The sequence below is a fragment of the Allobosea sp. GW823-FHT01F03 genome (genome assembly GCF_058798075.1).
In genome coordinates this window covers 4330423-4356533 of the sequence record NZ_CM179505.1, presented here as the reverse complement: position 1 = coordinate 4356533, position 26111 = coordinate 4330423, and the positions used below count along the sequence as shown (strand labels likewise).

Genomic DNA, 26111 nt, shown 5'->3' with positions numbered 1-26111 from the left:
ACGCCCGGGCCGCTGCCCGGGCGTTGGATTTTCAACGACGCCCGTCGCGCGGCTTCGGATTGCTCCAGTCCGAAACGATGCGGCGCCCACTTTCCAGCAAAAGGCTGCGGATGCTCGCTTTTATCGTAAGACGCATCATCACGACGATACCCGTCATGGCCTTCGTGGCGCTGTTCGTCTTCTCGCTTCTCTACATCGCACCGGGCGACCCCGCCGCCATCATCGCGGGCGACCAGGCCTCGCCGGCCGATGTCGAACGCATCCGCGCCAGCCTGGGCCTGGACCGGCCCTATCTCGTCCGCTTCGGCGAATGGTTCTTCCGGGTGCTCCAGGGTGATCTCGGCACCTCGATCTTCACCTCGCTGCCGGTGACGCAGCTGATCGCGCAGCGCATCGAGCCGACACTCTCGCTGATGGTGCTGACGCTGATCCTGGCCGTCAGCGTCGCCGTGCCGCTCGGCGTCGTCGCCGCCTGGAAGGCTGGGACCTGGATCGACCGCGCCGTCGTCGCCTTCGCCGTCTTCGGCTTTTCGGTGCCGGTCTTCGTCGTCGGCTACCTGCTCGCCTATGTCTTCGCGCTCAAGCTCGACTGGGTGCCGGTGCAGGGCTACACGCCTATTTCGCAAGGGCTCTGGCCCTGGTTCCAGAACCTGATCCTGCCGGCGGTCACGCTCGGCCTGGTCTATGTCGCGCTGATCGCCCGCATCACCCGCGCGACCATGCTCGACGTGCTGCAGCAGGACTATATCCGCACCGCCCGCTCAAAGGGCGTCGCGCAGAACAGCATCCTCTTTCTGCATGCGCTGAAGAATGCGGCGGTGCCGATCATCACCATCATCGGCATCGGCGTCGCGCTGCTGATCGGCGGCGCCGTGGTGACGGAGAGCGTCTTCGCCATTCCCGGGCTCGGACGCCTCACGCTCGATGCGATCCTGCGCCGCGACTACCCTGTCATCCAGGGCGTCGTGCTGATCTTCTCCTTCGTCTATGTGCTGGTGAACCTGGCCATCGACCTGATCTACACCCTCGTCGATCCGAGGATACGCTATTGACCGTGCAGCATCCCGCCCCGGTTCCGGGCGACCTCGCGGTCGCTCCCGAACTTCCCGACGTGCTGAAGGCCCGGAAGCCGCTGACCGGCTTCACCGGCTTCCTGCGCAAGAACCCCTCGATCGCGATCGGCGGCGTCCTGCTGCTGATCATGTTCTTCATCGCCCTGTTCGCGCCCTGGCTCGGCACCGTCGATCCGACCGCGATCTCGACCGCGCGGCGCACCCGCGTGCCCTCCGAGCTCTACTGGTTCGGCACCGACATGCTGGGGCGGGACATCTATTCGCGCGTCATGTACGGCGCGCGGGTCTCGCTGCTTGTCGGCTTCAGCGTCGCGATCCTGGCCTCGATCGCAGGCCTGGTCATCGGCCTGTTCTCCGGCTTCGTGCGCTGGTCGGACGGTATCATCATGCGCGTCATCGACGGCATGATGTCGATCCCGCCGATCCTGCTCGCCATCGCCCTGATGGCGCTGACCCGCGGCTCGGTCCAGAACGTCATCATCGCCATCACCATCGCCGAGATCCCGCGCGTCGCGCGCCTCGTGCGCGGTGTCGTGCTGTCGCTGCGCGAGCAGCCCTATGTCGATGCGGCGATCGCCGCCGGCACGCGCACGCCGATGATCGTCTTCCGTCACATCCTGCCCAATACCCTGGCGCCGATGAGCGTGCAGGCGACCTATATCTGCGCCAGCGCGATGATCGTCGAGGCGATCCTGTCCTTCATCGGGGCGGGCGTGCCGCCCGCGACGCCGTCCTGGGGCAACATCATGGCCGAGGGCCGTGCGCTCTGGCAGGTCAAGCCCCACATCATCCTCTTCCCCGCCATCTTCCTGTCGCTGACCGTCCTTGCCGTGAACATGCTCGGCGACGGCCTGCGCGATGCGCTCGACCCGCGCATGGCGAAAAGGCTCTGACCATGGCCCTGCTCGAAATCGACAAGCTCCAAACCCATTTCCGCACGCCCGACGGCATCAACCGCGCGGTCGACGGTGTCTCCTTCTCCATCGAGGCGGGCCAGACGCTCGCTGTGGTCGGCGAGTCCGGCTGTGGCAAGTCGGTCACCGCCATGTCGATCCTGCGGCTGATTCCGGAGCCGCCCGGCAAGATGGCCGGCGCCATCCGCTTCCAGGGGCGGAACCTCCTGGAATGCTCGGATGCCGAGATGCGCCAGATCCGTGGCAACGAGATCTCGATGATCTTCCAGGAGCCGATGACCAGCCTCAATCCGGTGCTGACCGTCGGCCGCCAGATCGGCGAGACGCTCAGGCTGCACCAGAACATGTCGAAGGCGCAGGCGACCGAGCGCGCTGTCGAGATGCTCCAGCTCGTCGGCATTCCCGAGCCGCGCCGGCGCGTCGCGGAATACCCGCACCAGCTCTCCGGCGGCATGCGCCAGCGCGTGATGATCGCGATCGCGCTCGCCTGCTCGCCCAAGCTGCTGATCGCCGACGAGCCGACCACCGCGCTCGACGTCACCATCCAGGCCCAGATCCTCGACCTGATGCGCGACCTCAAGGCTCGCGTCGGCGCCGCGATCATGCTGATCACCCATGATCTCGGCGTCGTCGCCGAGGTCGCCGACCAGGTCGTGGTGATGTATGCCGGCCGCAAGGTCGAGGAGGCGCCTGTCGGCGAGCTCTTCGCCAATCCGCGCCATCCCTATACGCAAGGCCTGCTCGGCGCGGTGCCGAAGCTCGGCTCCTCGCTCTCCGGGCATACCGAGCGCCTCTCCGAAATCCCCGGCCTGGTGCCGAGCCTGAAGAAGCGCATCGACGGCTGCGTCTTCGCCGGCCGCTGCCCGAAGGTGACCGATCTCTGCCGCCAGGTCGCGCCCGGCCTCGAACTCAAGGCCGCCGGTCATATCGCCGCCTGCCATTATGCGCCGAAGGACGCGGTCGCGGCATGAGCACGACCCAGCCCATCCTCCAGGTCAACGACCTCAAGAAGCATTATCCGATCCGCGGCGGGCTGCTCTCGGGTATCACGGCGAATGTCTACGCCGTCGACGGCATCTCCTTCGAGATCGCCAAAGGCGAGACGCTGTCGCTGGTCGGCGAATCCGGCTGCGGCAAGTCGACCGTCGGCAAGGCGATCCTGCGCCTGTTCGACATCACCTCCGGCGAGGTGGTGCTCGACGGCCAGCGCATCGACCAGCTCTCCACCGGCAAGCTCCGGCCACTGCGCCAGCGCGTTCAGGTCGTGTTCCAGGACCCGTTCTCCAGCCTCAACCCGCGCATGCGCGTCCGCGATATCCTGGCCGAGCCGATCACCAATTTCGGCATCGTCCAGGGCAAGGAGGCGGTCACCGAGCGCACCATGGCGCTGATGGACAAGGTCGGCCTGCCGCGAGACGCGGTGAATCGCTGGCCGCACGAATTCTCCGGTGGCCAGCGTCAGCGCATCGGCATCGCCCGGGCGCTCGCGGCCGAGCCGGAATTGATCATCTGCGACGAGGCGGTCTCGGCGCTCGACGTCTCGGTCAAGGCGCAGATCGTCAACCTGCTCTGCGATCTGCAGAAGGAACTTGGCCTGGCCCTGCTCTTCATCAGCCACGACCTCGCCATCGTCGAGCACATGACCCACCGCGTCGCGGTGATGTATCTCGGCAAGATCGTCGAGATGGGCACCAAGGAGCAGATCTTCGGCGCGCCGCGCCACCCCTATACGGTGGCTCTGCTCTCTGCCGTGCCGGTGCCCGATCCAAAAATCCGGCGCGAGCGCATCCTGCTCAAGGGCGACGTGCCGAGCCCGATCAATCCGCCCAAGGGCTGCCGCTTCAACACGCGCTGTCCCTACGTCTTCGATCGCTGCCGTACGGAAGAGCCGGCTTTGCGCCCAATGGCGCAGGGCCATGTCGCCGCCTGCCATCTGCACGATCTGCCGGCGGAGGATAACCCGCTCCTGAAGCAGGCCGTGCCTGCGCTCGCCGACGCTTGACCAGGGGGCCGAGCGAGGTCGACGATCAGCCCATGACAGACGCCAATTCAGATAGCCGCGGTCAGGACTTCATCCTCAATCCGCGGCTCGCCCGGAGCGCGCCCTATGGCGACGATCTGCGCAACATCCTCTCCCGCGACAAGGGCCGCAGCGCCCATGCGGCGATCGCCGCATGGGACGGTTATGCGCCGACGCCATTGCGCGATCTTCCGGCCATCGCCGACGCGCTCGATCTCGGCCAGGTGCTCTACAAGGACGAGGGCGGCCGCTTCGGCCTGCGCAGCTTCAAGGCCCTCGGCGGCGCCTATGCCGTCGACCGGCTGGTCGCGGCGCGTGGTCGGGAGGGGCTGACCGTCGCCTGCGCGACCGATGGCAATCACGGCCGCTCGGTTGCCTGGGGCGCAAGGCGTGCCGGCGTCAAGGCGGTGATCTACATCCACGAGAACGTCAGCGAGGGCAGGGCGGAGGCGATCCGCTCCTATGGCGCGACCGTGGTCCGCGAGGGCCGCAATTACGATGACAGCGTCCGCGCCTGCGCGGCGGCAGCCGAGGCCAATGGCTGGCAGATCGTCTCCGACACCTCCTGGCCCGGCTATGAGCAGGTGCCGAAGGACGTGATGCAGGGCTATTCGGTCCTGTCCAACGAGGTCGAGACGCAAGGCGCGCAGCCGACCCATGTCTTTGTCCAGGGCGGCGTCGGCGGCATCGCGGCGGCCGTGCTCTCCGATAGCTGGGAGCGCCATGGCGCGGCGCGGCCGATCTTCGTGGTGGTCGAGCCGGAGAATGCCGCCTGCCTGTTCGAATCGGCCAAGGCCGGGGCGGTCACGGCGGTCGGCGGCGATCTCGAGACGATCATGGCCGGCCTTGCCTGCGGCGAGCCCTCGATCCTGGCCTGGCGCATCCTCCAGCCCGGCGCCGATGCCTTCATGACGGTGCGCGACGCCGGCGCCGCCGATGCGATGCGCCAACTCGCGACGCTCGGCGTGGTCGGCGGCGAATCCGGCGTCGCCGGACTCGCCGGTCTGTTCAAGGCGGCGCGCGATCCGGCCTTGCGCAGCGCGCTGCGCCTCGACGCCTCGTCCCGCGTGCTCTGCTACGGCACCGAGGGCGCGACCGATCCGGAAGTCTATCGCGGCATTGTCGGCCGCTCCGCCGAGGACGTGCTGAAATGAGTCGTATCCTGACCGTCGCCGCCGCCCAGCTCGGGCCGATCCACCGCGAGGAGAGCCGCGCCTCGGCCGTCGCCCGCATGATCGAGCTGATGCGCCAGGCCAAGGCCAATGGCTGCGATCTCGTCGTCTTCCCGGAGGCGGCGCTGACCGCCTTCTTCCCGCATTGGTGGATGGAGGACGAGGCCGAGATCGACTCCTATTTCGAGAGCGCCATGCCCTCGAACGAGACGGCGCCTCTCTTCGCCGAAGCTGCGAAGCTCGGCATCGGCTTCCATCTCGGCTATCCCGAGCTCGCTTTCGAGGATGGCCGCAAGCGCCGCTTCAACACCGCTATCCTGGTCGACAAATCCGGCGCGATCGTCGGAAAATACCGCAAGATCCATCTGCCCGGCCATCCCGAGCACCGCCCCGACGCAGCCTTCCAGAATCTCGAGAAGCGCTATTTCGAGACCGGTAATCTCGGCTGGCCGGTCTGGGAGACCATGGGCGGGCGCCTCGGCATGATGATCTGCAACGACCGGCGCTGGCCCGAGAGCTACCGCGTCATGGGGCTCCAGGACGTCGAGATGATCGTGCTCGGCTACAACACGCCCAAGCACAACCCGCCTGCGCCCGACCATGACCGGCTCGGCAATTTCCACAACCAGCTCGTGATGCAGGCCGGCGCCTACCAGAACGCGACCTGGGTCGTCGGCGTCGCCAAGGCCGGCCTCGAAGCCGGTGTCGACCAGATCGGCGGCTCCTGCATCATCGCGCCGACCGGCGAGGTCGTGGCGCAGGCGGTGACCGAGGGCGACGAGCTCGTCATCGCCCGCTGCGATCTCGATCTCGGCAAGAGCTACAAGAACTCGACCTTCAACTTCGCGAAACACCGCGAGCCGCAGACCTACGGCATGATCGTAGAGCGCAAGGGCGCGGCGGTGGCGTGACCGCCCTGGCCCGCACCGGATCGTCGCGGGCCCATCCCGGGAGAGCCGCGATTTTTGCAGCCGCCTTCGCGATGAAGACACGGCCGTGGATTCCGCATTCCTGCTTTGCTAGGGGCGGGATGACGAGATGAATTTCGACAATGAACGCCAAGGCGGGGAAGCAGCATGACCCACGATCTCATTCTCAAGGGCGGCCGGGTCATCGACCCCTCGCAGAAGCATGACGGCGTCCTCGACGTCGCCTTCACCGACGGCAGGGTCTCCGGCTTCGGCAAGGACCTGAAGGGCGCCAAGGAGATCCGCGACGTCTCCGGCTATATCGTCACGCCCGGGCTGATCGACCTGCACACCCATGTCTACTGGGGCGGCACTTCGCTCGGCATCGATGCCGACGAATTCTGCCGGGTTTCCGGCGTCACCACCTCGGTCGATACCGGCTCGGCCGGTCCCGGCAACTGGGCCGGCTTCCGCAAGCATGTCATCGAGAAGAGCCAGGCGCGCATCCTCGCCTATCTCCATGTCTCGCATGCCGGCATCTACGGCTTCGACCACCGCGTCATGGTCGGCGAGAGCGGCGACCTCAGGATGATGAACCCGATCGACTGCGTCGAGGTCGCCGACAAGAACCGCGACCTGATCGTCGGCATCAAGGTCCGCGTCGGCCTGCACGCCTCCGGCAATTCGGGCACCGTGCCGCTCAACATCGCGCTGCAGGTCGCCAACGAGGTCGGCATGCCGCTGATGTGCCATATCGACCATCCGCCGCCATCCTATGAGGAGGTCATCGGCATGCTGCGGCCGGGCGACGTGCTGACCCACGCCTTCCGCCCGTTCCCGAACGCGCCCTCGACCGCGCAGGGCACGGTGAAGCCCGAGGTGCTCGCAGCCCGCAAGCGTGGCGTCATCTTCGATATCGGCCACGGCAAGGGCTCGTTCTCCTTCAAGACCACGCGCGCCATGCTCGCCAACGGCTTCGAGCCGGACGTGATCTCCTCCGACGTGCACAAGCTCTGCATCGACGGGCCGGCCTATGACCAGGTCACCACCATGTCGAAGTTCCTCTGCATGGGCATGAGCCTCAACAACGTCGTCGCCGCCTCGACGCTGAATGCCGGCATGGCGCTGAAGCGGCCGGAATACGGTTCGCTCAAGGTCGGCTCGCTTGGAGATGCGACGATCCTGACGGTGAAGGAAGGCAAGTTCGACTATGTCGACGTCACCGGCGAGCATCTGATCGGCGACAAGAAAATCGTCTCCGAGGGCGTCGTGCTCAAGGGCGCCTGGTGGCACCCGAAGCGCAGCAACAAGTTCAGGAAGGTCGAGGCGGCGTAGCCGCCGCCCGAACGTTTCTGCTACACCCGGCACGACTTCCCCGGGCGCGGCGCTGAGTGGTGCCTGCGGGGGATCGTTCCGGGTAGAAGAAGACGATGACTGCGACCGCTCTCCTTTGGCGCCCCATGGAGCCAGCCGATCTGCCGGGCGTCATGAACGTCGCGGCGGAAGTCCATCCCGGCTTTCCCGAGGACGAGGCGGTCTTCGCCGAGCGGCTGGTGCTGTCGCCGGCCGGGTGCCTGTCGCTTGCCGGCGCCGATGGCGGCCTCGCCGGCTATGTCGTCAGTCACCCCTGGCCGCTGCTGCAGGCGCCGGCACTGAACAGCCGGCTCGGCGCGATCCCGCCGGATGCCGACGCCTACTACATCCATGACCTTGCTCTGCTGCCGCGTGCGCAGGGCAGCGGCGCGGCGTCGCGTGTGGTCGCGCTGCTGGAAGAGGAGGCGCGCAAGGCCGCGCTTCGCCGGATGGCGCTGATCGCGGTCAACCGCTCGGCCGGCTTCTGGCAGCGGCATGGCTTTCGCCTGACGCATGACGCATCGCTTGATCGCAAGCTGGCGAGCTATGACGATGACGCCCGCTACATGACGCGCGAACTTTGATCGCCGGTGCCGAGACGGCGCCGGAATCTGCCTGGAGGAAATGCGAATGAGTGCTGATCAGAAGCTCAAGGATCTCGGATTGAGCCTGCCGGACGTGCCGAGCCCGGTCGCGACCTATGTCAGCTTCAAGCGGGTCGGCGACATGGTCTATCTCTCGGGCCAGGGGCCCAAGCGTGCCGACGGCACCTATCCGACCGGCAAGGTCGGCGCCGACGTCTCGATCGAGGAAGCCTATGAGCATGCCAAGCAGACCGGGCTCGGCCTGCTTGCGGCGATGAAGAAGGCGGCCGGCTCGCTCGACAAGGTCGAGGTCGTCAAGCTACTCGGCATGGTCAATGCCGCGCCTGATTTCTCGGATCACCCCAAGGTCATCAATGGCTGCTCGGACCTGTTCGTCGCCGTGCTCGGCGAGAATGGCCGCCATGCCCGCTCGGCCGTCGGCATGGGCTCGCTGCCGAACCGCATGACGGTCGAGATCGAAGTCATCATCCGGGTACTGCCATGACGACTGCGCTCGCCGAGGAAATCGCCCGCATCTACGGTACGCCGGCCGTCGTCATCGACCTCGACAAGGTCGAGGCGAATATCGCCAAGCTCCAGGCGGCCTGCGATGCCGCGGGCATCGCCAACCGTCCGCACATCAAGACCCATAAATCGCCCGAGCTGGCGCGGCTGCAGATCGCGGCCGGCGCGCGCGGCATCACCTGCCAGAAGCTCGGCGAGGCCGAGGTCATGGCCGATGGCGGCATCGACGACATCCTGATCTCCTACAACATCCTCGGCGAGGAGAAGCTCGGGCGTCTCGGCGCGCTTCAGCGCCGGGTGCGCATGATCGTCGCCGCCGACAATCCGGTCACCATCGCCGGCCTGCCCAAGGCGGCCGAGATCGCCGGGCGCGATCTCGAAGTGGTGGTCGAATGCGACACTGGCCGCGAACGCGCCGGCGTCGTCACGCCGGGCGAGGCGGTCGAGCTCGCCAAGCTTATCTCTGGCTCCAAGGGGCTGACCTTCGCCGGCTTCATGATGTACCCGCCCGAGGATGGCTGGGAGCGCACGCAGGTTTTCCTCGACACCGCCAATGCCGGTCTGCGCGAGGCCGGGCTCGAGGCGGGGATGGTCTCGACCGGCGGCTCGCCCAACGTGCCCAATATCGGCAAGCTCAAGGGCGCGACCGAGCACCGCGCCGGCACCTCGATCTTCAATGACCGCATGCAGATCGCAGCCGGGGTCGCCTCGCTCGAAGAATGCGCGTTGACGGTCTATGCGACGGTGGTCAGCCGTGCGGCGCCCGAGCGTGGCATCCTCGATTCCGGCTCGAAGACGCTGACCAGCGATCTTGGCGGCCTCGACGGGCATGGGCTGATCCTCGAGTACCCTTCGGCGAAGATCGCCAAATTCGCCGAGGAGCACGGCTTCCTCGACCTTTCCGCCAGCAATGAGCGGCCCAAGGTCGGCGAGGTCGTGCGCATCGTGCCGAACCATGTCTGCGTCGTCGTCAACATGGTCGACCGTCTGGTGACGGTGCGCGGCGATAAGCTGGTGGGCGAACTGCCGGTCGCGGCGCGCGGCAAGCTGACCTGAAGAGAAATGCGCGGGGAACCCTCTCCTGTAAGGAGAGGGCAGGGTGAGGTGTAGGCCGTCGTACCAGTTCCGTGAACCGTCGCCGCGCTGTTGAGTTCAAGCTCGCGATTTCTCTTACGAACACCTCACCCCTGCCCCTCTCCTTACAGGAGAGGGGCAGGGGATGTGTCTTCCGCCTACCCCTTCCCGCCAGCCTCCAGAAACTCGACCAGGTCGCGCCGGACCATCTCGATATGGTCGACCAGCAGGCGCTCGGCCTCGGCTAGCTGCCCATTGCGGCACAGGCTGATCAGCTCATTGTGCTCGGCCTGCGCCCGCTCGATCGAGGAGCCGCGCTGGAGCTGCAGCCGCGTATAGCGGTCGCTGGTCTGCAAGAGGCCCGCGACGATCGACAGCGTGCGCGGCTGGGTGGCGCGGGCATAGAGCGCGAGATGGAAATCCGCGTTGAGCAGGCCCCAGCGGCTGATGTCGCCGGCCGACATCGCCTCCTCGAAGGCGGCCTCCATGCCCGCCACCGCCTCGAAATCGGCAGCCGTCATCGCCGGGATCGCGCTCGCCAAGAGCCGGGGCTCGAGCAGTTTGCGCAGCTCGAAGACGTCGTTGATCTCGTCGAGCGACAGCCCCGAGACGATCGCGCCCTTGTGCGGCACGATCTTCACGAAACCTTCCGCCTCGAGCTGGAACAGCGCCTCGCGCACCGGGATGCGGCTGACCGCATAGGCTTGCGCCAGTGCGTCCTGCCGCAATTGCGAGCCGGCCGGATAGCTGCCGTCGAGGATGGCTTGGCGGAGCTGGTCGACGATCGCCGAGGACAGCGTCCGGTGCTTCAGGGTGGTTGACATGGCCGGGGCATCCTAGCGGGCCGCGTGGCGAAAAGCCATTGACATGTAGATTTTATACAATCTACAAAAGTCACAAGGGGACATAAGAATGATCAACCAGGCGATGGCGGCGAAAAGTCGTGCGATGGCTGTTCCGGAGGTGGTGGTCGCGCTCTCAGGGCACTGGCTGCGGCTCGAGCACAGGGCGATCCAGGGATTGATGTTCCTGCTCTCGGCCCTGATCCTGCTCAATGTCGCGACGCGCTATGCCGGGCGACCGATCTACTGGATCGATGAATCGGCTGTTTACAGCGTGGTCTGGCTGACCTTCATCGGCGCCTCCGCCATGACCCGCATGCGGCTCGATTTCGCGGTGACCATGCTGACGGAGCGCTTCTCGGAGCGCGGTGCCGCGATCTTCCGGATTATTGCGACGCTCGGCGTGCTGCTCTTCGGCATCGGGCTTCTGGTGATGTGCTGGCTCTGGCTCGATCCGGTCGGCATCGCGCAGGCCGGCTTCGACGCCAGGGAATACGCCGGCCAGTCCTTCAACTTCATCTATACCGAGCGGACCCAGACGCTGAACTGGCCGACCTGGGTGATCTACCTGATCATGCCGCTCTTCGCGCTCTCGATGAGCCTGCATGCGCTCGCCAATCTCTTCGAGGATCTCGGCCTCGTCGAAAAGCAGAAGCTGCCCGGCTTTGCCGCCAATGCAGACGGGGTGGTGAACTGATGGCACTCACGATCGGAGCCTTCTTCGCGATCATGCTGGCGGGAGTGCCGATCGCGCTCTGCCTCTGCCTCGGCGCGCTGGTCTTCATCGCCGCCACCGGCAGCATGCAGCTTCTGCCCAACTACCCGCTGCAGATGTTCGGGGGCGTCGACAGCTACGGGCTGATCGCGATCCCGCTCTTCATCCTGATCGGCGAGATCATGAATGGCGGCGGCATCACGCGCCGCATCGTCGACCTCGCCATGGCCTTTGTCGGCTCGCTCAAGGGCGGGCTCGCTTATGTCAACATTCTCGCCAACATGTTCGTCGCCTCGATCCTCGGCTCGGCCACGGCCCAGGTCGCGATCATGGCGCAGGTCATGGTCCCCGAGATGGAGCGCAAGGGCTACGACAAGGACTTCGCCGCCGGCCTCACCGCCTATGGCGGCATGCTCGGCCCGATCATCCCGCCCTCGGTGATGTTCGTCGTCTATGCCGTGCTGGCCCAGGTCTCGGTCAGCGACATGCTGATCTCCGGCATCGTGCCGGGCGTGCTCCTGACCGTCCTGTTCTTCCTGATCATCGCCGCCATGGGCTTCGTCTACAATTACCCGGCCGGCGACAAGCTTTCCCTGCGCGAGCGCGCCAGGATTGTGCTGAAGTCGGCGCCGACGCTGCTGATCCCGATCGTCATCGTCGGCTCGATCCTCGGCGGGCTCGCCAATGCGACCGAGGCCGCGGCCGTCGGCTCGGTCGCGGCACTGCTGATCGGCCGCTACTGGACCAGGCAGCTCAGCTTCGACCAGTTGCCGCAGATGATGCTGCGCGCCGGCGTCTATTCGGCGATCGTCCTCTTCCTCGTCGCCGCCGCCGCCGTGTTCTCCTGGGTGCTGGTCTACGGCAAGGTCCCGCAGAGCGTCGCAGCTTCGATCCAGGCGATCGCCAAGGATCCGGTGACCTTCATGCTGCTGGTCAATGTCATCCTGCTGGTCATCGGCACGGTGATCGACGGCATCCCCGGCCTGATCATGACGGTACCGATCCTCCTGCCGATCGCGACCGAGGTCTACGCCATCGACCCCCGCCATTTCGGCGTGGTCGTGGTGATCAACCTCGTGCTCGGCCTGCTCTCGCCGCCGGTCGGCCTGTGCTTCTTCGTCGCCGCTGCGGTGACGGGAGCCAAGCCCGGCAAGATGTTCCTGGTGACGCTGCCCTTCTTCATCATCTCCTGCGTCCTCCTGGTGCTGCTCTCGATCTACCCATGGCTCTCGCTGGCCCTGGTGAAGTGAAACCGCCTGCCATCCATAAGGGGAGTTCCGTCATGACCATCTCACGCCGTCATCTGCTCGCCGCCGCCGCCGTCCTGCCCGTCGCAAAGCCCGCGCTGCTACGGGCCCAGAGCAAGGAGCTGCGGCTCGGCATCCTGACCCCGAACGGTCATCCCTGGAATCGCGCGGCCGTGAAGGTTGGCGAAGTGCTCAAGGCCGAGACCAATGGCCGGCTGAACCTGACGGTCTTCCACTCCGGCCAGCTCGGCAACGAGGCGGCGATGCTGCAGCAGATGCAGTCGGGCGCGCTCGATATGGGCTGGATCATGGCGGCCGAGCTCGGTTCGCGTGTCCCGGCGATCGGCGCGATCACCGCGCCCTATATTGTCGACTCCACCGCCAAGATCGCCAAGCTCGTCCGCCACCCCGTGGCGATGAAGCTCTTCGACGTGCTGCCGCGCGAGACCGGCTGCGTCGGCCTGGCCTGGGGCATTACCGGCATGCGCGCCGTCTTTGCCGCCAAGGAGATCGACGGCGTCGCCGGCATCAAGGGCATGAAGCTGCGCATCAACCCGACCCCGGTCTATCGCGACTTCTACCAGCTGCTCGGGGCTGCCCCGACCCCGATCCCGACGCCGCAGGTCTTCGACGCGATGACCAACGGCCAGGTCGACGGGCTCGAGGCCGATCTCGAATTCTCCTGGAACCAGCGCTTCGACAAGGTCTCGAAGACCATCCTCCAGATGAACGCCATCTTCATGCCGGTGATCGCGCTCGCTTCCGGCCGCGTCTGGCAGGGCATGCCGGCCGCCGACCGCGAGCTGATCACCAAGACCATCAAGGCGGCGCTCGACCAGCAGATCGACGAGCTCGCCGTCAACGAGCCCAAGCTCGTCGAGCAGTTCAAGGCCGCCGGTGCCAATTTCAAGCTCGCCAATCCGAAGGATGCGGAGGCCGTTGTCGCGGAGTTCGACAAGATCTGGCTGCCCAAGGCGCCGGTGCTGGCCGAGCTGCGCAAGGCCGGCCAGTCGATCACGGCCTGATCCCACGATATCATCGCGGCCGCCGCGCTCGGCGGCCGTCTGCCTCCTCCAAGCGGACCTTATGTCATGACCCAGAATATCTTCAGCGGGACGATCCCCGCTCTGATGACCCCCTGCACCCCCTCGCGCGACGTCGACTATGACGAGCTCGTTCGCACCGGCCGCCATCTGATCGGCGCCGGCATGTCGGCCGTGGTCTATTGCGGCTCGATGGGCGACTGGCCGCTGCTCACCGACGAGCAGCGCATGGAAGGCGTGCGGCGCCTGGTCGAGGCCGGCATCCCGCTGATCGTCGGCACCGGCGCGCAGAACCCGAAGCGCGCCGCCGCGCTCGCCGCCCATGCCAAGCAGGTCGGTGCCCAGGGCCTGATGATCATCCCGCGCGTGCTCTCGCGCGGCTCCTCGGTCCCGGCCCAGCGCGCCCATTTCGAGGCGGTGTTGGAAGCGGCCGTCGACCTGCCTTCGGTGATCTACAACAGCCCGCATTACGGCTACGAGACCCGGGCCGACCTGTTCTTCGCCCTGCGCGAGCGCTATCCGCATCTGCGCGGCTTCAAGGAGTTCGGCGGCGGCGAGGCGCTGTCCTATGCGGCCGAGCACATCACCAGCAAGGACCGCGCCCTGACCCTGATGGTCGGCGTCGACACGCAGGTGACGCATGGCTTCATCCGCTGCGGAGCCACCGGCTCGATCACCGGCATCGGCAACGCCCTGCCGAAGGAGGTGCTCCACCTCGTCGCCCTCAGCGAGAGGGCGGCGGCGGGCGATCCGGAGGCCGAGCGCCGGGCGCTCGAACTGGAGCGCGCCCTCTACGTGCTCTCGAAGTTCGACGAGGGCGTCGATCTCGTGCTGTTCTACAAGCACCTGATGGTGCTCGAAGGCCACTCGGCCTATGCGCTGCACTTCAACGAGAGCGACGCGCTTTCCACGGCGCAGCGCAATTTCGTCGAGGCCGAATGGCGCCGCTTCAAGAGCTGGTACGCCAACTGGGCCGGCGAGGGCAGGGCCGCGAAGGCGGCTTGAGGCACGTGCTTCCCTTCTCCCCTTGCGGGAGAAGGTGGCCCGAAGGGCCGGATGAGGGGTCGCTCAGGCTTCTCCGTCATGCTCGCCCTCGTGGCGAGCATCCACGTCTTGAACACTGCGCGGGCCGAAGGAAGACGTGGATGGCCGGGACAAGCCCGACCATGACGATGAAGCGTCGCGCGCGCCCTCACCCTGACTCTCTCCCGCAAGGGGAGAGGGGACCGGTTGCGCCTATTGCGGGTGCCGCTCGTTCCACGCTGCGGCATAGTCCGCGCACAACCGATCGAGTTCCGCCCGGTCGGTTACCCCGGTAGGCCGCGTCCGCGAGGGCGAGGCCTTCTGGTAGGGCACATAGCGCTGATGCGCGACACGCCAGACCCGCCGCAGCTCGCCGAGCGGATCGGCATGATCGTCGACGCGGATATCGAAGCTCGGCACAGGGTCGTCGGCCCAGATCCGGATGGCGCAGGATTGCCGTCCGCGCTTATCGCCGCCGGCCTTCTCGCCGGCTTCGAGCGCGACCAGCAGGCGCTCGTCGAAATCGAGGCCCGAATTCTGGACATAGGCCTTCAGCGTCTCCTGGACGACCTCCGGCCCGGCCAGCATGTTGCCGGCGACGGAGACCTGCGGCCCATCGACCGCGCCGCACCAGTCGATGCAGGCATTGCCGGTATAGGCGGCGATCTTGCCGTTGCGGTCGATCAGGTGGAGCTGGCGATGGGCGCGCCCCTCATCGGCAGCGGTGAGGCTGGCGATGATCTCGACCGCCGAGCGTCCCTCCTGCAGCAATCTCAGCCCATCCACGCCATAGAGAGGATTGGTGTAGGCCTGCGTCGCGATCGCGCCGACGCGCCCGCCGCCATAGGGTACGCGCGCGCCCGCAGCGAAGGCGCAGGTCGAGACAGCGACGCCATAGGCGCCGGTCGCGGCGTCGCGGGCGACGATTGACCATGTCATGGATGCAGAACTCCTGGATCACGCTGCATGCGGACGGAATCGTCCGCATGCAGCGTGATCGATTCTAATAGTTTAGAACATGCTGCGAGAAACCGTGGCCGCTTTTTCGCAGCATGTTCTAGCGCCCGACCGCGTAGGCTTGCATCAGACGCGGGGTCGCAGCCGCGCGCAAGAGCCCGTTGGCGCTGCGTTCGGCCGCGGTCAGCCGCCCGACGGTCCAGGCCGGAGCCCGCTCGACTGCATGGCCGCGCCGGACGAGCTCGGCCAGCGCCGCCTCACCCAGGCTCTCCTCGACGGTGATCTGCCCCGGCCGCGCCTCGCGCGGATAGAAGCTCGAGGGGAAATGCTGGGTGTGGAACAGCGGCAGGTCGATGGCCTCCTGCAGATTGAGGCCGTGATGCACCCGGCGCAGGAACATGCCGAGCTGCCATTGCTCCTGCTGGTCGCCGCCGGGCGTGCCGAAGGCGAGGCGCGGCTCGCCGTTCTCGAAGGCAAGGCTCGGCGTCAGCGTCGTGCGCGGTCGCTTGCCAGGCGCCAGCGACGAGGGCAGTCCCTCCTCAAGATAGAAGGACTGGGCCCGCGAGTTCAGCGGGAAGCCGAGTTCGGGAATGACGGGCGAGGATTGCAGCCAGCCGCCGGACGGCGTCGCCGCGATCATGTTGCCCCAGCGGTCGATCACGTCGATATGGACGGTGTCGCCGCGGCGCGAGGCGGCGACCATCGAGGCCAGGGTCGGCTCGCCGACGGTCGCGCTGGCGGGCTTGCCGTTCTGGCCGGCGATGCGCAGATTGCCGAGCATCGCCTCGACCTGGCCCTCATAGCCGGCGACCATGCCGGGGCGCAGCTCATGCGAGGCCTGTTCGCCGATCAGCGCGCGACGGCCGCTGGCGTAATCCTCCGAAAGCAGCGTCGTCAGCGGCACTTTCACGAAATCGGGGTCGCCGTAATAGGCCTCGCGATCGGCGAAGGCGAGCTTCATCGCTTCGGTGACGTGGTGGACGTATTCCGGGCTGGCCGGGCCCATGCCGGCGAGGTCGATGCCTTCCAGGATCTTCAGGGTCTGGAGAAAGACCGGTCCCTGCCCCCAGGGCCCGGTCTTGAAGACCTCCCAGCCATGATAGGTCGCGCTCGCCGGCGCCTCGTAGCGCGGCTGCCAGCGCGCCATATCGTCGGCGGTGAGCAGCCCCTTATGGCGCCGGCCCGAGGAATCGAGGACGGCTTCGCCACGGCAGAAGGCATCCATCGCCTCGGCGACGAAGCCCTTGTACCAGGCGTCATGGGCCGCCTGGATCTGCTCCTGCCGGTCGCTGCCCGCGGCCTCCGCCTCGGTGAGGATGCGCTTGTAGGTCCGGGCGGCCGCCGGGTTGCGGAAGAGCTCGCGGCCCTTCGGGACGTTCCCGCCCGGCAGATAGACCGCGCCGGAGCTCGGCCAGCCGCCGCTGAACAGCTCGGTCAGCCCGGCGATGGTGTCGGAGACGCGCGGCAGCATCGGGTGGCCGTTCTCGAAATAGCCGATCGCCGGCTCCAGCACCTCGCGCAGCGAAAGCCGGCCATGGTCGCGCAGCAGCGCCATCCAGCCGCCGAATGCGCCGGGCACGACCGTGGCGAGCAGCCCGTCGCCCGGGATCATGTCGAGCCCGAGCGCCTTGTAGGCCTGGATCGTCGCCGCTTGCGGTGCCGTCCCTTGCGCGCACAGCACCTCGACCTTCTTGCTTTCCGCCGAATAGAACACGGCCGGCATGTCGCCGCCCGGACCGACGAGGTGCGGCTCGACCACCTGCAAGACGAAGGCGGCGGCGGCGCAGGCGTCGAAGGCGTTGCCGCCCTTCTCCAGCATCGCCATGCCTGAGGCGGTGGCGAGCCAATGCGTCGAGGTGACGACGCCGAAAGTGCCGAGGATTTCGGGACGGGTGGTGAACATGAGGGTATCCTTGGAGAGGCGGATCAGGATTCCTTCGGATCGAGCGCGTCGCGCAGCCCGTCGCCGAGGAGGTTGAAGCCGAGCACGGCGAGGAAGATGGCGGCGCCGGGGGCCACCGACATCCAGGGCGCCTGCTCCATGAAGTTCTTGGCGACGTTGAGCATCTGGCCCCAGGACGGGGAGGGCGGCTGCTGGCCGAGGCCGAGGAAGGAGAGGGCGGCTTCCAGGATGATCGCCTGCGCCATGAACAGCGTCGACTGCACCACGATCGGCGGCAGCGTGTTCGGCGCGACATGGCGGAACAGGATGACGGAATCGCGCACGCCGACGGCGCGTGCGCCCTCGACGAAATCTTCGGTCTTGACGCTGATCACCTGGCCGCGGACCAGCCGGATGAAGATCGGCACCGCCGACAGGCCGATCGCGATCATCGCATTGGTCAAGGACGGGCCGAGCACGGCGGCCAAGGCGATGGCGAGGATCAGGAAGGGGCAGGCGAGCAGTGCCTCGGTGATCCGCGAGATCACGGCATCGACCCAGCCGCCATACCAGCCGGCGGCGAGCCCGACCGGCACGCCGACGCCGAGCGCGATCAGCACCGAGACGATGCCGGCGAGCAGCGAGGCCTGCGCGCCGAAGAACAGGCGCGAAACCTGGTCGCGGCCGAGCTCGTCGGTGCCGAACCAATGCAGCGCCGAGGGCGGCTTGCGGATGGCGAGGAAGTTCGACTTCAGGGGGTCGGCGAGCGGCAGCAGCGGGGCCAGCACGGCCATCAGCACGAACACCAGCACGATCGTGCCGCCGATCAGCGCCGCCCGGTTGCGCCGGAGCTTGCGCCAGGCCCGGCGCAGCGGCGTTTCGGCGCTGGCGGGGCGGCCGGCGGCGCCGGCAGGAAGTGCGGCATCCGCCATCAGGCCGTCCTCAGGCGCGGATTGACCAGGACATAGAGCACGTCGGCGACGAGGTTCATGACGATGAAGCCGATGGCGGTGCACAGCACCACGCCCTGGACGACGCCGTAGTCGCGGTTGAAGACGGCATCGACGATCAGCTTGCCGAAACCGGGAATGGTGAAAATCTGCTCGGTCAGCACCGCGCCGGCCAGCAATTCGCCGAACAGCAGGGTCGAGAGCGTGATGATCGGCACCAGCGCGTTGGCGAGCGCGTGCTTGTTGACGACCTTGCGCTCGTCGAGCCCCTTGGCGCGGGCAGTGCGGATATAGTCGGAGCGCAGCACCTCCAGCATCGCCGAGCGGGTATGACGCATGATGAAGGCGGCGAGCCCGCCGCCGAGCACGAAGGCCGGCATGATGAGCCGCTCGATCGCCCCCCAGGGATTGCTGAAGATCGATTCGTAGCCTGAGGGCGGCAGCAGCTTGAGCTCGACCGAGAACAGCAGGATCAGCATGATGCCAAGCCAGAAATTCGGGATCGAAAGCCCCGACAACGCCAGCGCGCTCGTCGAGTAATCGATCATCGTGCCCTTGCGCCGCGCCGCCAGGATCCCGGCGGGAATGCCGATGCCGATCGCGATGATGATCGAGGCGGTGGCGAGCTGGATCGTCACCGGCAGCTTCTGCAGGATCAGGTTGAGCACCGGCTCGCCCGTGCGCAGCGAGCGGCCGAAATCGCCCTGCACGACCTGCCCGAGCCAGGCGAAGAACTGCACGACGATCGGATCGTCCATCCGGTAGATCTCGCGCAGTCGCGCGATCACTTCCGGATCGCGTTCCTCGCCGGCTATGACCAGGAACGGATCGCCCGGCAGCGCCCTCTGCAGCGCGAAGACGAAGAGCGACACCAGGAACAGCGTCGGGATGGCGATCAGGACGCGCCGGCCGATCAGGGCGAGCATGGGACGCTTCCGGATTCGCCGTCATCCCGGCCGCAGCCCTCGGGACCGACCTTGGGTCGGCCCAAGGGCAAGCGCCGCGGAGCGCCGGGATCGATTATCGAGCACGACGCCCTTCGATGGATCCCGGAGCGACCTTCGGTCGTCCGGGATGACGGGGCGGTTGGTGCGAGCTGGAGCAAGGCCGTTACGACCGCTTCAGCCCGGAAAGCCGGATCATCCCGTCCGGGTTGATCACGAAACCCTCGATGTTCGAGCGCAGGGCGAAGAAGACGGTCTGGTTGTAGAGATAGACGATCGGCAGCTCGTCCTGGAGGATCTTCTGCGCCGCATCATAGCGCTTCTTGCGCTCGGCGACGTCATAGATGGTGCGGGCCTCGTCGAGCAGTTTGTCGACCTCGGCGTTGGAGTAACGGCCGTCGTTCTGGTTGCCCTTGGTGGTGACGAACTGGTGGATGTTGCCGTCCGGGTCGATGCGGCCGGACCAGCCGATCCGGCTCATCTGGAACTTGCCCTGCTGCTGGTCGCGCAGCTGGCTGGCGAATTCGGTCGAGCGGATCTGGATCTCGATGCCGGCCTCCTGCGCCATCGCCTGGATGACCTGGCCGAGCTGCGCGTCGACGGGGTTGTTGGTGACGAAGAGCTCGACCGAGACTTTGCTCTGCCCGGCCTCCTTGAGCAGGGCCTTGGCCTTGGCGACGTCGCGCTCGGGCACCGGCAGCTTGGCGTCGACGAAGGTGCTGGTCGGCGGGAAGGGCTGGATGATCGGGGCATAGAGCCCCTCGAACACCACCTGGCTCAGCACCTTGCGGTCGATCGAGAGCGAGAGCGCCTGGCGCACGCGCTTGTCCTTGCCCATGGGCTGGTTGGCGGCGTCGCCATGGTTGGTGTTGATGGTGATGCCCTGGTAGCCGAGATTGGGCATGCTCGCGACCTTGAGCGTCTTGTCGCCCTGCGCCGATTTCACATCGGTCGGCGCGAGCCGTTCCAGCATGTCGAGCTCGCCGGCGCGCAGGTTCGCGAGCCTGACCGTGGTGTCGGGGATGGCGCGGTAGATCACCCGGTCGAAATGGTAGTTCGCGGCCTCCCAATGGCCCTTGAACCTGTCGAGCACGATCCGGTCGTTCTGGACGCGCTCGACGAACTGGTAGGGGCCGGAGCAGACCGGCTTGGCGCCGATATCGGCGCCGAGGCTCTTCGGCGAGAGCATCATGCCGGCCCGGTCGGTGAGCTGCGCGAGCAGGGTCGCGTCCGGCCGCTTCAGCTTCAGCGCGATCGTCGTTGGATCGACCACGCTGATGCTCTCGATCGAGGCGAGCTCGGATTTGCGCAGCGAATCCGGCAGCGTCATCGCCCGTTCGAGATTGGCCTTGGCGGCGGCGGCGTCGAAGGCCTCGCCATCATGGAACTTGGCATCCGAGCGCAGCTTCATCGTCAGCGTCAGCCCATCGGTCGAGAACGACCATTCGGTGGCGAGCCGCGGGACGATCTTCAGCTCCGGCGTGATGTCGAGCAGCTTGTCGCAGAGGCCCTTGAAGACGATGCGGCCGACGAAGGTGCGTGCCTTGTGCGGGTCGAGAATGTCCGGGTCTTCCTGCAGGCCGATGCGCAGGGTCGAGGGCGACTGGGCCAGCGCCGGTAGGGCGGAAAGGCCGATAAGGGCGGCGGAAGCGAGCAATGCGAAGCGTTTCATCGTAACGTCCCCTCTTCTTGTCGTTCTATGGCGGTGGTGCCGCGCCTCCTGCCGCCTGCGCGGCGGCGAACAGCGCGATCCGGCGGCGGCGGTTCTGGCTCTCCGGCGGCGGCGCCAGCCCGGCGGACTGGCTAGCCGCGATCTCCTCGGCGAAATGGCAGGCGACGGCGTGCCCTGCGGCGCTGTCCCGCAGCGCCGGATGCTCCTGCCGGCAGCGCGCGCGGGCATGCGGGCAGCGCGGATGGAAACGGCAGCCGGGCGGCGGCGCGGTCGGGCTCGGCAAATCGCCTTCAGTGATCGGCTCGGCGCTGCGGGCGCGCGGATCCGGCACCGGGATCGCCGCCATCAGCATGCGCGTGTAGGGGTGGAGTGGCCGCGAGAACAATGTCGCCGCCTCCGCCAGCTCGACGATCTCGCCGAGATACATCACCGCCACCCGGTCGCTGGTGTGGCGGATCACGGCGAGGTCGTGCGCGACCAGGATGATGGTCAGCCCGAACGCGGCCTTGAGGTCCTCGAGCAGGTTGATCACCTGCGCCCGGATCGAGACGTCGAGCGCCGAGACCGGCTCGTCACCGATCAGCAGGCTCGGGCCACAGGCCAGCGCTCGGGCGATGCCGATGCGCTGACGCTGGCCGCCCGAGAACTCGTGCGGATAGCGGTTGGCATAGTCGGGCAAGAGACCGACCTTGGCGAGCAGTTCGGCGACGCGCGCCGCCTTCTCCTTGCCGCTGGCGATGCGATGGACGGAAAGCGGCTCGCCGATCAGCTCGCCGACGCTCATGCGCGGATTGAGTGAGGCGTAAGGGTCCTGGAAGATCATCTGCATGCGCCGTCTGAGCTGGCGCATCTCCTCGGCGGGGAGGGCGGTGATGTCGCGGCCCTCGAAGCGGATGGCGCCCGCGGTCGGCTCGATCAATCGCAGCAGCAGGCGCGACAGGGTCGACTTGCCGCAGCCGGATTCGCCGACGATGGCGAAGGTCTCGCCGCGTCGGACCTGGAAGGAGACGTTCTCGACCGCGCGGACCAGCGGCGCCCTGGCGAAGAGCGAGGGCTTCTTCGCCTTGAAATGACGGGTGAGGCCGAGGGCCTCGACGATCGGTTCCGCGCCGGCTCCGCTCATGCCGCCACCATGGCGAGGTCCTCGACCGGCGCCCGGAAGCAGGCGGCGCTGTGTCCGCCGCCGAATTCGCGCAGCGGCGGGCGGCTTTGCGTGCATTCGGGCGCGACGAAGGGGCAGCGCGAGGCGAAGCGGCAGCTCTGCGGCCAGCGCGCCGGCGGCGGCACCGCGCCGGGGATGGCCGCGAGCTTGCCTTGGCGCGGCCCGAGCGATGGCAGCGAGCCCATCAGCCCGAGCGTATAGGGATGCTGCGGGTCCTCGAAGATGCGCTCGACCGGGCCCTGCTCGACGATGCGGCCGGCATACATCACCGCGACTTCGTCCGCGACCTCGGCGACGACGCCGAGATCATGCGTCACCAGGATCATCGCCGTGCCGGTCTCCTTCTGGAGGTCGCGGATCAGCTTCAGGATCTGGGCCTGGATGGTGACGTCGAGCGCCGTCGTCGGCTCGTCCGCGATCAGCAGCTTCGGGCTGTTGGCAAGTGCCATTGCGATCATGGCGCGCTGGCGCATGCCGCCCGACATCTGGTGCGGGTAGGCGTTCATCCGCGCCTCCGGCGCCGGAATCCGCACCTTGCGCAGCATCTCGATCGCCCGGCGGCGGGCTTCCTCGGATGAGACCTGGTGATGGCAGAGCACGGCCTCGGTGAGCTGGTTGCCGATGGTGAAGGCCGGGTTCAGCGAGGTCATCGGCTCCTGGAAGATCATCGCCATCCGCTCGCCGCGCAGCTGCATCAGCCGCTCTGCCGGGGCACCGAGGATCGCTTCGCCCTCGAGGATGACGGAGCCCGAGGTGATGCGGGCCGGGGGCGAGGCGAGGAGGCCCATGATCGCGAGGGAGACCAGGCTCTTGCCGCAGCCGGATTCGCCGACGAGGCAGAGCGTGCGCCCGGTCGCGACCGAAAAACTCAAGCCGTCGACCAGCGAAAGCCCTTCGGGCAATCCGTCGAAGCGGATCGACAGGTCCTCGACAGCAAGCACCGGGGCTCCGACCGGGGTCGGCCGGCCTGAGGCTCCCTGTTCGGCATTGCTCCGGTCAGCCATGCGGATTGGTCCCACGCGGGACCAGCGTGGCGCATTTCACGGTCTGCGTCGATAGCATCGCCGCCAACAGCACCGCCCCGACCCCTCGCGCTTTTCTCAAGCTTGCATGCATCCTGCCCCGCTCGCGGCCGCGGATGCAAGTAAACCGCTATTCCAAGGGATTGCCCTGGCATGCATGGCTGAGGCGCGGTCAGGTCTGTCGCATCGCCGAGGAACTCTGTTATTCAGGCGCGCGTCCGGCGATCCGCCGGACGAGCCAACGATCTGAAGAGCCGACGAGGAAGCGCGAGACCATGCTGCTGGGAGTGATCGCCGACGACATGACCGGGGCGACCGATGTCGCGCTGATGCTGAACCGCGCCGGCATGCGCACCCTCCAGGTCATCGGCGCGCCCGCCAAGGGCGCTGCGCTGCCGGAGGCGGACGCCGTCGTCGTCGCCCTGAAGTCGCGCACTAATCCGGTCGCCGAGGCGGTCGCCGATTCGCTCGCCGCCTGCGAGGCCCTGCTCGCCGCGGGCGCCCGCCAGATCCTGTTCAAGTATTGCTCGACCTTCGATTCGACGGCTCAGGGCAATATCGGCCCGGTGGCCGACGCGCTGATGCAGCGTCTCGGCGCCAGCCAGGCGATCATCTGTCCGGCTTTCCCGGCCAATGGCCGCTCGATCTTCCAGGGTTATCTCTTCGTCGGCGCCGTGCCGCTGCACGAAAGCTCGATGAAGGATCACCCGCTGACGCCGATGCGCGATTCCAATCTGATGCGCCTGATGGGCGCACAGACGCAGCATCCGGTCGACCTCGTCGCCTATTCCGCCGTCTCGCAGGGGGCTAGCGCCGTCCGCAAGCGCCTGGCCGAGCTCGCCGCCGAGGGCGTGCGCTATGTCGTCACCGACGCGCTCGACAACGGTCATCTGATGGTGCTGGGCGAGGCCATTTCCGACCATGTCCTGCTGACCGGCGGCTCGGGCATCGCGATGGGCCTGCCCGAGAACTTCCGCAAGGCCGGGCTGCTGCCGCGGCGCGAGACGGCGACCCATCTTTCCGCGCCGGCCGGCCGCGCCGGCATCATCTCGGGCAGCTGCTCGACCGCGACACGCGGCCAGATCGCGACGGCACGCGCCGCCGGCATCCCGGCGCTGAAGGTCGATCCGCTCGCTCTGGCCGCGGGCTCGCAGAAGGCCGCCGATCTCGCCGCCTGGGCGCTCGCCCAGCCGGAAGACAAGCCCTTCCTGGTCTATTCGAGCGACGATCCGGCCGAGGTTGCCGCAGTCCAGGACAAGCTCGGCCGCGAGAAGGCGGGCGAGACCGTCGAGCATGCCTTCGCCGAAGCGGCGCGTCTCTTGATCGCGGGCGGCGTTTCCCGCCTGCTGGTCGCGGGCGGCGAGACCTCTGGCGCGGTGGTGCAGGGGCTCGACGTGCGCACCCTGGAGATCGGTCCCGAGATCGATCCGGGCGTGCCCTGGACCCGCGTGGTCGACGGTCCCGAACTGGTCGTGGCGCTCAAATCCGGGAATTTCGGCGCGCCCGACTTCTTCCTCAAGGCCTGGAGCCTGCTGCGCTGACCTGCCGCGGCGCTCGCGTTTGCTCCTTGGGAAACTCGTATAGGATGCCGGCGAGGCTTGAGCAGGATGCGAGCCGGGCGGGAATTCGTTCCCGCCTGAACCTGCCCGGGCTCCCGGATGAGAGGCAGGCACGGGAATGGACATGGCGTTTCTCGGCGATCTCCTGACGACGGTTGCCGATCGCGGACGGGCGCTGATCAATTTCGAGCGCTTTTCGTCTGGCCGGCGCGAGCCGTTGGCCAAGCTCTGCGAGCATCTGCTTTCAGGGCGCGGCGAGGCCTCCGGCATGGCCCTGGCGCAAGCCGTGCTCGAGGAATGGGAGCGGCTCGACCCTGCCGGCCGGCTCGGCTTCTTCCGGATGCTGCAGGAGCGTTTCGGGCCGGATCACGACCGGCTCGAAGCCGCGATCGCGCGTTATCGCGAGGCGCCGGACGCCAGCGCGGTCTCGGAGCTGCATCTCGCCTCCGAGCCGCGTCGGCAGGAGCTTTTTCGCCGGCTCAACCTCGCGCCGGGGGGGACCCATGTGCTGGTGAGGATGCGCGAGAGCCTGCTGCGGGAACTCGAAACCGAGCCGGGGCTTTCGGTGGTCGATGCCGATTTCCGGCATCTCTTCGCCTCCTGGTTCAATCGCGGCTTCCTGGTGCTGCGCCGGATCGACTGGCACACCCCGGCCAATGTGCTGGAAAAGATCATCCGCTACGAGGCGGTGCATACGATCGAGGACTGGGACGAATTGCGCCGCCGGCTGGAGCCGGCCGACCGGCGCTGCTTCGCCTTCTTCCATCCCCAGCTCGTGGACGAGCCTCTGATCTTCGTCGAGGTGGCGTTGACCGGCGAGATTCCGCGGCGGATCGACGATCTGCTCAGCGAGCAGCGTGAAATTCTGCCGGCTTCGGCCGCGACCACGGCGGTGTTCTACTCGATCTCCAACTGCCAGGAGGGCCTGCGCGGTATCTCCTTCGGCAATTTCCTGATCAAGCAGGTTGCCGAGGACCTGAAGCGCGAATTGCCGGGGCTCGACGTGTTCGTCACGCTCTCGCCCGTGCCGGGTTTCGCGCGCTGGCTCGCCAGGGAGCTGGCCGAGCCTGCGGCGCTCGGCCTCGGCAACGAGGAGGCTGCGGCCCTGATGGCCAAGCCCGCCGAGGTCGCGGCGCTCGACGAGGCCGGCCGCGCCCGGCGCGACAAGCTGCTCGGCCAGATGATGGCGCAGTACATGCTGCGGGCCCGGACCGGCTCGGGCCGCGTGATCGATCCGGTGGCGCGCTTCCATCTCGGCAATGGCGCGAGACTGGAGCGCATCAATGTCGGCGGCAACCTGGCTGAGCGCGGGCTGCGCGAGTCGCATGGCGTGATGGTCAATTACCGCTACGACCTCGCCGACATCGAAGCCAATCACGAGGCCTTCGCCAGCCGCTCCACCGTGGTCGCCTCATCCTCGGTCAAGAAGCTCCTGCGCCCGGCCGGCGCCTGAACCACACGAACCGACAC

General features: G+C 67.3%; 25 protein-coding genes. 16 read left to right on the top strand and 9 right to left on the bottom strand.

Annotation, left to right across the window (positions count from 1 at the left end; genetic code table 11):
- Window positions 1–31: 31 nt before the first annotated feature.
- Window positions 32–157 (bottom strand): hypothetical protein, encoded by a 126-nt coding sequence (locus AC3RCC_RS20895; RefSeq protein ID WP_291634206.1) that lies wholly within the window; start codon window positions 155–157, stop codon window positions 32–34.
- On the opposite strand from AC3RCC_RS20895, the gene AC3RCC_RS20890 reads away from it, so the two are divergent.
- The 10 genes from AC3RCC_RS20890 (at window position 111) to AC3RCC_RS20845 (ending at window position 9605) form a co-directional block, all read left to right on the top strand.
- Window positions 111–1052 carry an ABC transporter permease gene (locus AC3RCC_RS20890; protein WP_291634049.1) on the top strand — a complete coding sequence of 314 codons (942 nt, stop codon included), beginning with the start codon at window positions 111–113 and terminating at the stop codon, window positions 1050–1052. The genes AC3RCC_RS20895 and AC3RCC_RS20890 overlap by 47 nt on opposite strands.
- Window positions 1049–1966 (top strand): ABC transporter permease, encoded by a 918-nt coding sequence (locus AC3RCC_RS20885; RefSeq protein ID WP_291649980.1) that lies wholly within the window; start codon window positions 1049–1051, stop codon window positions 1964–1966. The genes AC3RCC_RS20890 and AC3RCC_RS20885 overlap by 4 nt, the downstream gene beginning before the upstream one ends.
- 2 nt (window positions 1967–1968) lie before the next feature.
- Window positions 1969–2958 carry an ABC transporter ATP-binding protein gene (locus AC3RCC_RS20880; RefSeq protein WP_291634052.1) on the top strand — a complete coding sequence of 330 codons (990 nt, stop codon included), beginning with the start codon at window positions 1969–1971 and terminating at the stop codon, window positions 2956–2958.
- The gene (locus AC3RCC_RS20875) at window positions 2955–3989 is read left to right on the top strand and encodes an ABC transporter ATP-binding protein (protein WP_291634054.1); all 1035 of its coding nucleotides are present in this window, start codon (window positions 2955–2957) and stop codon (window positions 3987–3989) included. The genes AC3RCC_RS20880 and AC3RCC_RS20875 overlap by 4 nt, the downstream gene beginning before the upstream one ends.
- 32 nt (window positions 3990–4021) lie before the next feature.
- On the top strand, window positions 4022–5161 hold the full coding sequence (locus tag AC3RCC_RS20870) for a diaminopropionate ammonia-lyase (protein WP_492256468.1): 1140 nt from the start codon (window positions 4022–4024) through the stop codon (window positions 5159–5161).
- Entirely contained in the window at window positions 5158–6090 is a 933-nt protein-coding gene (locus tag AC3RCC_RS20865) for an N-carbamoyl-D-amino-acid hydrolase (protein WP_291634058.1), read from the top strand. Before AC3RCC_RS20870 ends, AC3RCC_RS20865 begins: the two co-directional genes overlap by 4 nt.
- A gap of 165 nt (window positions 6091–6255) precedes the next feature.
- Entirely contained in the window at window positions 6256–7422 is a 1167-nt protein-coding gene (locus AC3RCC_RS20860) for an amidohydrolase/deacetylase family metallohydrolase (protein ID WP_492256467.1), read from the top strand.
- Window positions 7423–7517: 95 nt separating this feature from the next.
- Window positions 7518–8024 (top strand): GNAT family N-acetyltransferase, encoded by a 507-nt coding sequence (locus AC3RCC_RS20855; protein ID WP_492256466.1) that lies wholly within the window; start codon window positions 7518–7520, stop codon window positions 8022–8024.
- Between the two features lie 46 nt (window positions 8025–8070).
- Window positions 8071–8529 (top strand): RidA family protein, encoded by a 459-nt coding sequence (locus AC3RCC_RS20850; protein WP_291634064.1) that lies wholly within the window; start codon window positions 8071–8073, stop codon window positions 8527–8529.
- Complete coding sequence (locus tag AC3RCC_RS20845) at window positions 8526–9605, top strand: D-TA family PLP-dependent enzyme (RefSeq protein WP_492256465.1); 1080 nt, start codon at window positions 8526–8528, stop codon at window positions 9603–9605. Before AC3RCC_RS20850 ends, AC3RCC_RS20845 begins: the two co-directional genes overlap by 4 nt.
- Window positions 9606–9781: 176 nt before the next feature.
- Here AC3RCC_RS20845 and AC3RCC_RS20840 read toward each other — a convergent pair whose 3' ends face one another.
- Window positions 9782–10447 carry a GntR family transcriptional regulator gene (locus tag AC3RCC_RS20840; RefSeq protein ID WP_492256464.1) on the bottom strand — a complete coding sequence of 222 codons (666 nt, stop codon included), beginning with the start codon at window positions 10445–10447 and terminating at the stop codon, window positions 9782–9784.
- A gap of 91 nt (window positions 10448–10538) precedes the next feature.
- On the opposite strand from AC3RCC_RS20840, the gene AC3RCC_RS20835 reads away from it, so the two are divergent.
- From AC3RCC_RS20835 to AC3RCC_RS20820, 4 genes are all read left to right on the top strand, one after another.
- Window positions 10539–11162, top strand: a complete 624-nt coding sequence (locus AC3RCC_RS20835) for a TRAP transporter small permease (protein ID WP_492258811.1) — start codon at window positions 10539–10541, stop codon at window positions 11160–11162.
- Window positions 11162–12430, top strand: coding sequence for a TRAP transporter large permease (locus AC3RCC_RS20830; RefSeq protein WP_291634072.1), 1269 nt, complete (start codon window positions 11162–11164; stop codon window positions 12428–12430). The genes AC3RCC_RS20835 and AC3RCC_RS20830 overlap by 1 nt, the downstream gene beginning before the upstream one ends.
- A gap of 32 nt (window positions 12431–12462) precedes the next feature.
- Entirely contained in the window at window positions 12463–13452 is a 990-nt protein-coding gene (locus tag AC3RCC_RS20825) for a TRAP transporter substrate-binding protein (protein ID WP_291634074.1), read from the top strand.
- 66 nt (window positions 13453–13518) lie between these two features.
- Window positions 13519–14475, top strand: a complete 957-nt coding sequence (locus tag AC3RCC_RS20820) for a dihydrodipicolinate synthase family protein (RefSeq protein WP_291634076.1) — start codon at window positions 13519–13521, stop codon at window positions 14473–14475.
- A gap of 231 nt (window positions 14476–14706) precedes the next feature.
- On the opposite strand, the gene AC3RCC_RS20815 is transcribed toward AC3RCC_RS20820, so the two are convergent.
- From AC3RCC_RS20815 to AC3RCC_RS20785, 7 genes are all read right to left on the bottom strand, one after another.
- A complete protein-coding gene (locus tag AC3RCC_RS20815; protein ID WP_492256463.1) occupies window positions 14707–15432 on the bottom strand; it encodes a DUF1028 domain-containing protein in 726 nt (241 codons plus the stop codon).
- 118 nt (window positions 15433–15550) lie between these two features.
- The gene (locus tag AC3RCC_RS20810) at window positions 15551–17353 is read right to left on the bottom strand and encodes a gamma-glutamyltransferase family protein (RefSeq protein ID WP_492256462.1); all 1803 of its coding nucleotides are present in this window, start codon (window positions 17351–17353) and stop codon (window positions 15551–15553) included.
- Window positions 17354–17376: 23 nt separating this feature from the next.
- Entirely contained in the window at window positions 17377–18264 is an 888-nt protein-coding gene (locus AC3RCC_RS20805) for an ABC transporter permease (RefSeq protein ID WP_452119150.1), read from the bottom strand.
- The gene (locus tag AC3RCC_RS20800) at window positions 18264–19208 is read right to left on the bottom strand and encodes an ABC transporter permease (RefSeq protein WP_492256461.1); all 945 of its coding nucleotides are present in this window, start codon (window positions 19206–19208) and stop codon (window positions 18264–18266) included. Before AC3RCC_RS20800 ends, AC3RCC_RS20805 begins: the two co-directional genes overlap by 1 nt.
- Window positions 19209–19392: 184 nt before the next feature.
- On the bottom strand, window positions 19393–20898 hold the full coding sequence (locus AC3RCC_RS20795; protein WP_492256460.1) for an ABC transporter substrate-binding protein: 1506 nt from the start codon (window positions 20896–20898) through the stop codon (window positions 19393–19395).
- Window positions 20899–20923: 25 nt separating this feature from the next.
- A complete protein-coding gene (locus tag AC3RCC_RS20790) occupies window positions 20924–22021 on the bottom strand; it encodes an ABC transporter ATP-binding protein (protein ID WP_492256459.1) in 1098 nt (365 codons plus the stop codon).
- Window positions 22018–23064, bottom strand: a complete 1047-nt coding sequence (locus AC3RCC_RS20785) for an ABC transporter ATP-binding protein (protein WP_492256458.1) — start codon at window positions 23062–23064, stop codon at window positions 22018–22020. The genes AC3RCC_RS20790 and AC3RCC_RS20785 overlap by 4 nt, the downstream gene beginning before the upstream one ends.
- 293 nt (window positions 23065–23357) lie before the next feature.
- Here AC3RCC_RS20785 and otnK point away from each other — a divergent pair, with 293 nt between their 5' ends.
- Together otnK and AC3RCC_RS20775 are read left to right on the top strand one after the other, a co-directional pair.
- Window positions 23358–24623 (top strand): 3-oxo-tetronate kinase, encoded by a 1266-nt coding sequence (gene otnK, locus AC3RCC_RS20780; RefSeq protein ID WP_492256457.1) that lies wholly within the window; start codon window positions 23358–23360, stop codon window positions 24621–24623.
- Between the two features lie 136 nt (window positions 24624–24759).
- On the top strand, window positions 24760–26094 hold the full coding sequence (locus AC3RCC_RS20775; protein ID WP_291634094.1) for a malonyl-CoA decarboxylase: 1335 nt from the start codon (window positions 24760–24762) through the stop codon (window positions 26092–26094).
- Window positions 26095–26111 lie beyond the last annotated feature (17 nt).

Bases quoted from the DNA above. Each gene is read 5' to 3' on its own strand.
- AC3RCC_RS20890 (WP_291634049.1), top strand. From the start codon at position 111: ATGCTCGCTTTTATCGTAAGACGCATCATCACGACGATACCCGTCATG.
- AC3RCC_RS20895 (WP_291634206.1), bottom strand. From the start codon at position 157: ATGACGGGTATCGTCGTGATGATGCGTCTTACGATAAAAGCGAGCATC.
- AC3RCC_RS20880 (WP_291634052.1), top strand. From the start codon at position 1,969: ATGGCCCTGCTCGAAATCGACAAGCTCCAAACCCATTTCCGCACGCCC.
- AC3RCC_RS20875 (WP_291634054.1), top strand. From the start codon at position 2,955: ATGAGCACGACCCAGCCCATCCTCCAGGTCAACGACCTCAAGAAGCAT.
- AC3RCC_RS20870 (WP_492256468.1), top strand. From the start codon at position 4,022: ATGACAGACGCCAATTCAGATAGCCGCGGTCAGGACTTCATCCTCAAT.
- AC3RCC_RS20865 (WP_291634058.1), top strand. From the start codon at position 5,158: ATGAGTCGTATCCTGACCGTCGCCGCCGCCCAGCTCGGGCCGATCCAC.
- AC3RCC_RS20860 (WP_492256467.1), top strand. From the start codon at position 6,256: ATGACCCACGATCTCATTCTCAAGGGCGGCCGGGTCATCGACCCCTCG.
- AC3RCC_RS20855 (WP_492256466.1), top strand. From the start codon at position 7,518: ATGACTGCGACCGCTCTCCTTTGGCGCCCCATGGAGCCAGCCGATCTG.
- AC3RCC_RS20850 (WP_291634064.1), top strand. From the start codon at position 8,071: ATGAGTGCTGATCAGAAGCTCAAGGATCTCGGATTGAGCCTGCCGGAC.
- AC3RCC_RS20845 (WP_492256465.1), top strand. From the start codon at position 8,526: ATGACGACTGCGCTCGCCGAGGAAATCGCCCGCATCTACGGTACGCCG.
- AC3RCC_RS20840 (WP_492256464.1), bottom strand. From the start codon at position 10,447: ATGTCAACCACCCTGAAGCACCGGACGCTGTCCTCGGCGATCGTCGAC.
- AC3RCC_RS20830 (WP_291634072.1), top strand. From the start codon at position 11,162: ATGGCACTCACGATCGGAGCCTTCTTCGCGATCATGCTGGCGGGAGTG.
- AC3RCC_RS20825 (WP_291634074.1), top strand. From the start codon at position 12,463: ATGACCATCTCACGCCGTCATCTGCTCGCCGCCGCCGCCGTCCTGCCC.
- AC3RCC_RS20820 (WP_291634076.1), top strand. From the start codon at position 13,519: ATGACCCAGAATATCTTCAGCGGGACGATCCCCGCTCTGATGACCCCC.
- AC3RCC_RS20815 (WP_492256463.1), bottom strand. From the start codon at position 15,432: ATGACATGGTCAATCGTCGCCCGCGACGCCGCGACCGGCGCCTATGGC.
- AC3RCC_RS20810 (WP_492256462.1), bottom strand. From the start codon at position 17,353: ATGTTCACCACCCGTCCCGAAATCCTCGGCACTTTCGGCGTCGTCACC.
- AC3RCC_RS20805 (WP_452119150.1), bottom strand. From the start codon at position 18,264: ATGGCGGATGCCGCACTTCCTGCCGGCGCCGCCGGCCGCCCCGCCAGC.
- AC3RCC_RS20800 (WP_492256461.1), bottom strand. From the start codon at position 19,208: ATGCTCGCCCTGATCGGCCGGCGCGTCCTGATCGCCATCCCGACGCTG.
- AC3RCC_RS20795 (WP_492256460.1), bottom strand. From the start codon at position 20,898: ATGAAACGCTTCGCATTGCTCGCTTCCGCCGCCCTTATCGGCCTTTCC.
- AC3RCC_RS20790 (WP_492256459.1), bottom strand. From the start codon at position 22,021: ATGAGCGGAGCCGGCGCGGAACCGATCGTCGAGGCCCTCGGCCTCACC.
- AC3RCC_RS20785 (WP_492256458.1), bottom strand. From the start codon at position 23,064: ATGGCTGACCGGAGCAATGCCGAACAGGGAGCCTCAGGCCGGCCGACC.
- otnK (WP_492256457.1), top strand. From the start codon at position 23,358: ATGCTGCTGGGAGTGATCGCCGACGACATGACCGGGGCGACCGATGTC.
- AC3RCC_RS20775 (WP_291634094.1), top strand. From the start codon at position 24,760: ATGGACATGGCGTTTCTCGGCGATCTCCTGACGACGGTTGCCGATCGC.